This is a genomic window from Rhizobacter sp. P3_C12 (assembly GCF_056402735.1).
Window position 1 is genome coordinate 1 of record NZ_JBFUGW010000419.1, and the last position, 3,869, is coordinate 3,869.

Below are 3,869 nucleotides of genomic sequence, written 5' to 3' on the forward strand. Positions count from 1 at the left end.
GCAGCCGGCCGCGATCGACCACCATGCCGACAGCAGCCGGCCGCGATCGACCACCATGCCGACATGTACGGCCTGCTCGAAGCCAGCATCACCGCGGCCGAGTTCGCGATGAACGCCGACCACGACGCGCGCAGCCGCAAGCCGCTGCCGCCGATCGTCTCGGAGCTGCAGCAGATCTGCTCTGCCACCGCCTTCCTGTTCGATCTCGGCAAGGTGTTCAGCGAACACCCGGGCCAGGATTTGCCGCGCAGTGCGCGCCGCCAGTTGCAGCCGCATGCCGACCTGTCGCGCTGCTGGCGCAGCAGCTGGACCACGCTGGCGCGCCGCAACCCGATCCTCGCCGCCTGGCTCGACCAGGTGGCCGGCCGCCGCTCCGGCGCGACCGCCGCGGTGCGCGCCGCGCGCGCGCTGACGCACAACGCGGTGCGGGCGAGCTGGCGCAGCGACAGCCAGTTGTTGCCGGTCTGACATCCCCATGCAGGCATGCGGCTTGCCGCCGTTCGGGCATCGACCCGAACGGAGTGCAGCATGCCCACCAAGACCGCCCGCCAGACTTCCCGGACCGACCGACCGCGAGCCGACGAGGGCGATGCGGTCGCGGTGAAGCACCGTCGCATCCAGGCCGCGCAGGACAGCGCCGACGCGAAGAAGGCCTCCACCGACCAGCAGAAGAGCAAGACGCCCGTGCAGGCCGGTGCCCGCGAGCAACCGGCCCAACTGCCCGCGCAGCACATCGACAAGCCGGGGCTGGAAGCCGAACTCGAGCTGAAGCCCAAGTTCCTCGCACCGTACTACGAGGGCAGCCACAAGCTGCAGGATGCCGCGGCGCTGATCACCGGCGGCGATTCCGGCATCGGCCGCGCGGTGGCGGTGCTGTTCGCGCGCGAAGGCGCCGATGTCGCGATCGTCTACCTGAACGAGCATGAAGACGCCGAGGAGACGAAGCGCTGCGTCGAGGCCGAAGGCGGCCGCTGCGTGCTGATCCCCGGCGACGTGCGCGACCCGGCGTTCTGCCGCGCTGCGGTGGCCCGGGCGGTGAAGGCCTTCGGCAAGCTCGACGTGCTGGTCAACAACGCCGCGTTCCAGGAGCATGCCGATGCGATCGAGGACATCACCGACGAGCGCTTCGACGAGACGCTGCGCACCAACGTCTACGGCTACTTCCACATGGCCCGCGCCGCGCTGCCGCACATGGGCCGCGGCGGCGCGGTCATCAACACCGGCTCGGTGACCGGGCTCGAGGGCAGCGCGCACCTGCTGGACTACTCCACGACCAAGGGCGCGATCCACGCGTTCACCAAGTCGCTCGCGAGCAACGTGCTGCACCGCGGCATCCGCGTCAATGCGGTGGCGCCCGGGCCGGTCTGGACGCCGCTGAACCCGGCCGACTCGCCGGCCGAGAAGGTCGCGGAATTCGGCAAGAGCACCGACATGCGGCGTGCCGCGCAGCCGGAAGAACTGTCGCCGGCCTACGTGTTCCTCGCGTCGCCGGCCTGCTCGGGCTACATCACCGGCATCGTGCTGCCGGTGACGGGGAGCGTCGGCGCGATCTGATCCGGCTGGCTTCGGCGGAGAATACTGTATATATTTACAGTATGCCGCCGAAGTTCAACCCGATCCAGTCCCGCCCGCCGATCCAGCCGCTCGTGCCGATGCCCGCGCCCGGTGCCACCAAGGGCCGCGGCACCGCCTGGGCCATCGAGCACCGCTTCACGGCGCGGGGCGGCGAAGACTTCGACGACGGCTGGGGCACGCTCGAGCAGCAGGCGAGCGAAGAGCACCTGCCGCGGGCCACGCAGATCATCGAGGAGCGGGTCAAGAGCATCCTCGCGAGCAACGACTCGCCCGACGTGCACTTCGACCTGTCGATCAACCCGTACCGCGGCTGCGAGCACGGCTGCATCTACTGCTTCGCTCGGCCCACGCACAGCTACCTCAACATGTCGCCGGGGCTCGATTTCGAGACCCGCATCATCGCGAAGGTCAACGCCGCCGAACGCCTGCGCGAGGCGCTCGCGAGCCGCGCCTACGAGCCGCAGATGCTGAACATCGGCTCGGCCACCGACGCCTACCAGCCAGTCGAGCGCAAGCTCGGCATCACGCGATCGATCCTCGAGGTGCTGCATGGCTGCGACCACGCGTTCTCGATCGTCACCAAGTCGTCCGGCGTCGAGCGCGATCTCGACCTGATCGCGCCGATGGCAGCGCGCGGGCTGGCGGCGGTGTACGTGTCGGTGACCTCGCTCGATGCCGAGCTGTCTCGCATCCTCGAGCCGCGCGCCGCGTCGCCGCAGCGCCGGTTGCGCACCATCAAGACGCTGGCCGAGGCCGGCGTGCCGGTGGGCGTGAGCATCTCGCCGGTGATCCCGTTCATCAACGAGCCCGAGATCGAGCGCATCGTCGAGGCGGCGGCCGAGGCCGGCGCGCGCTCGGCCTTCAGCATCATCCTGCGCCTGCCCTGGGAGGTGAACCCGCTGTTCCAGCAGTGGCTCGACCAGCATTTCCCCGAGCGCGCGGCCCGCGTGATGGCGCGCATCCGCGACATGCGCGGCGGCAAGGACTACGACGCCACGTTCAGCAAGCGCATGAAGGGCGAGGGCGTGTGGGCGGAACTGATCTCGCAGCGCTTTCGCAAGGCCTGCGCGCGCCACGGCATGAACCGCGTGCGAACCGAACTCGACCTGACGCTGTTCCGCAAGCCGCGGCTGCCGCCGGCGAACGGGCAGGGCGAGTTGTTCTGATTCAGTCTCGAAGGTCAGTCGCGAAGATCTGGCTCGAAGAAGATCCAGCGGATCGACGGAAACGCGGTGCGCAATCCGGCTTCCACCCGGTTGATCGCCTCGATCAGCGCCACGTCCGACGGCTGCGGCGCCATGCGCGCCTTCACGGCCACCATCACGTCGTTGCCGAGCTGCTGCGTCAGCAGGTTGTAGATCTGCGCCACCTCGGGCTGCGCAGCGATGTGCTCGCGCATCGCGGCCAGCACCGTCGGCTCGGCGCTCTGGCCGACCAGCAGCGACTTGACCTCGGTGCCCACCAGGATCGCGACCACCACCAGCAGCACGCCGATCACGATCGAGCCGATGGCATCCCACATCGGGTTGCCGGTGAGCACGGCCAGGCCGATGAAGGCGAGCGCGGCGACCAGGCCGCCGAGGGCTGCCAGGTCTTCGCCGAGCACGACGATCAGCTCGCTCTGGCGCGAGCGGCGGAACCATTGCCACAGCGTCTGCGTGCCGCGCTCCTTGTTGATCTCGCGCAGGCAGCCCCACAGCGAGACGCTCTCGGCGACGACGCCGAACGCGAGGATGGCCATCGCGACGCCGGCGTACTTCACCGGCTCGGTGTCGTGCAGCTTGTGCACGCCTTCGTAGATCGAGAACAGGCCGCCCATGCTGAACAGCATCAGCGCGACGATGAAGCTCCAGAAGTAGATCGCCTTGCCGTAGCCGAGCGGGTGGTCGGCGGTGGGTGCCTTCTTCGCTTCCTTCAGGCCCCAGATCAGCAGGCCCTGGTTGGCGCAGTCGGCGTACGAGTGGATGGCCTCGGCCAGCATCGACGACGAACCGGTGAACACGGCGCCGACGGTCTTCGCGATGGCGATCGCGAAGTTGGCGCCGAGCGCGAAGAAGATGGACTTCAGGGAGTCGGAGGAGGCGGACACGGCTTCTCGTTCGGAGTCGTTGGAAGCGCGGACTTTAACTGTCGTTGGTTCTGTATTGGCGCTTGAAGGCGCGTGCGGGGAGGCTGTGGTGCGCCGGCCGGGGCGGTCTTCGCCCCCTGGGGGGCGAAGACTTCCCTCCGCTGACTGGTTTCATGGCCCGCGTGCGCAGCACGCTTCGTGCACTGACTGTCGCCCACTGTTTGAC

Annotated in this window: 4 protein-coding genes; 3 read left to right on the forward strand and 1 reads right to left on the reverse strand. The window is 68.9% G+C overall.

All coding sequences use genetic code 11. The features are described 5' to 3' along the window. The 3 genes from AC1DXV_RS32355 to AC1DXV_RS32365 all read left to right on the forward strand — a co-directional run. The coding region (locus tag AC1DXV_RS32355) for a hypothetical protein (RefSeq protein ID WP_477937578.1) at window positions 1-468 on the forward strand (468 nt) is incomplete at its 5' end. Window positions 469-528: 60 nt separating this feature from the next. Continuing rightward, window positions 529-1,554, forward strand: a complete 1,026-nt coding sequence (locus AC1DXV_RS32360; RefSeq protein WP_477937580.1) for an SDR family oxidoreductase — start codon at window positions 529-531, stop codon at window positions 1,552-1,554. A 98-nt stretch (window positions 1,555-1,652) separates the two neighbouring features. Further along, on the forward strand, window positions 1,653-2,741 hold the full coding sequence (locus AC1DXV_RS32365) for a PA0069 family radical SAM protein (RefSeq protein ID WP_477872030.1): 1,089 nt from the start codon (window positions 1,653-1,655) through the stop codon (window positions 2,739-2,741). A 14-nt stretch (window positions 2,742-2,755) separates the two neighbouring features. On the opposite strand, the gene AC1DXV_RS32370 is transcribed toward AC1DXV_RS32365, so the two are convergent. Next, complete coding sequence (locus tag AC1DXV_RS32370; protein ID WP_477872026.1) at window positions 2,756-3,664, reverse strand: cation diffusion facilitator family transporter; 909 nt, start codon at window positions 3,662-3,664, stop codon at window positions 2,756-2,758. Window positions 3,665-3,869: the final 205 nt, after the last annotated feature.

What these genes read in the sequence shown, in the direction of transcription:
- AC1DXV_RS32365 (WP_477872030.1), top strand. Translation starts at nt 1,653, where the DNA reads ATGCCCGCGCCCGGTGCCACCAAGGGCCGCGGCACCGCCTGGGCCATC.
- AC1DXV_RS32360 (WP_477937580.1), top strand. Translation starts at nt 529, where the DNA reads ATGCCCACCAAGACCGCCCGCCAGACTTCCCGGACCGACCGACCGCGA.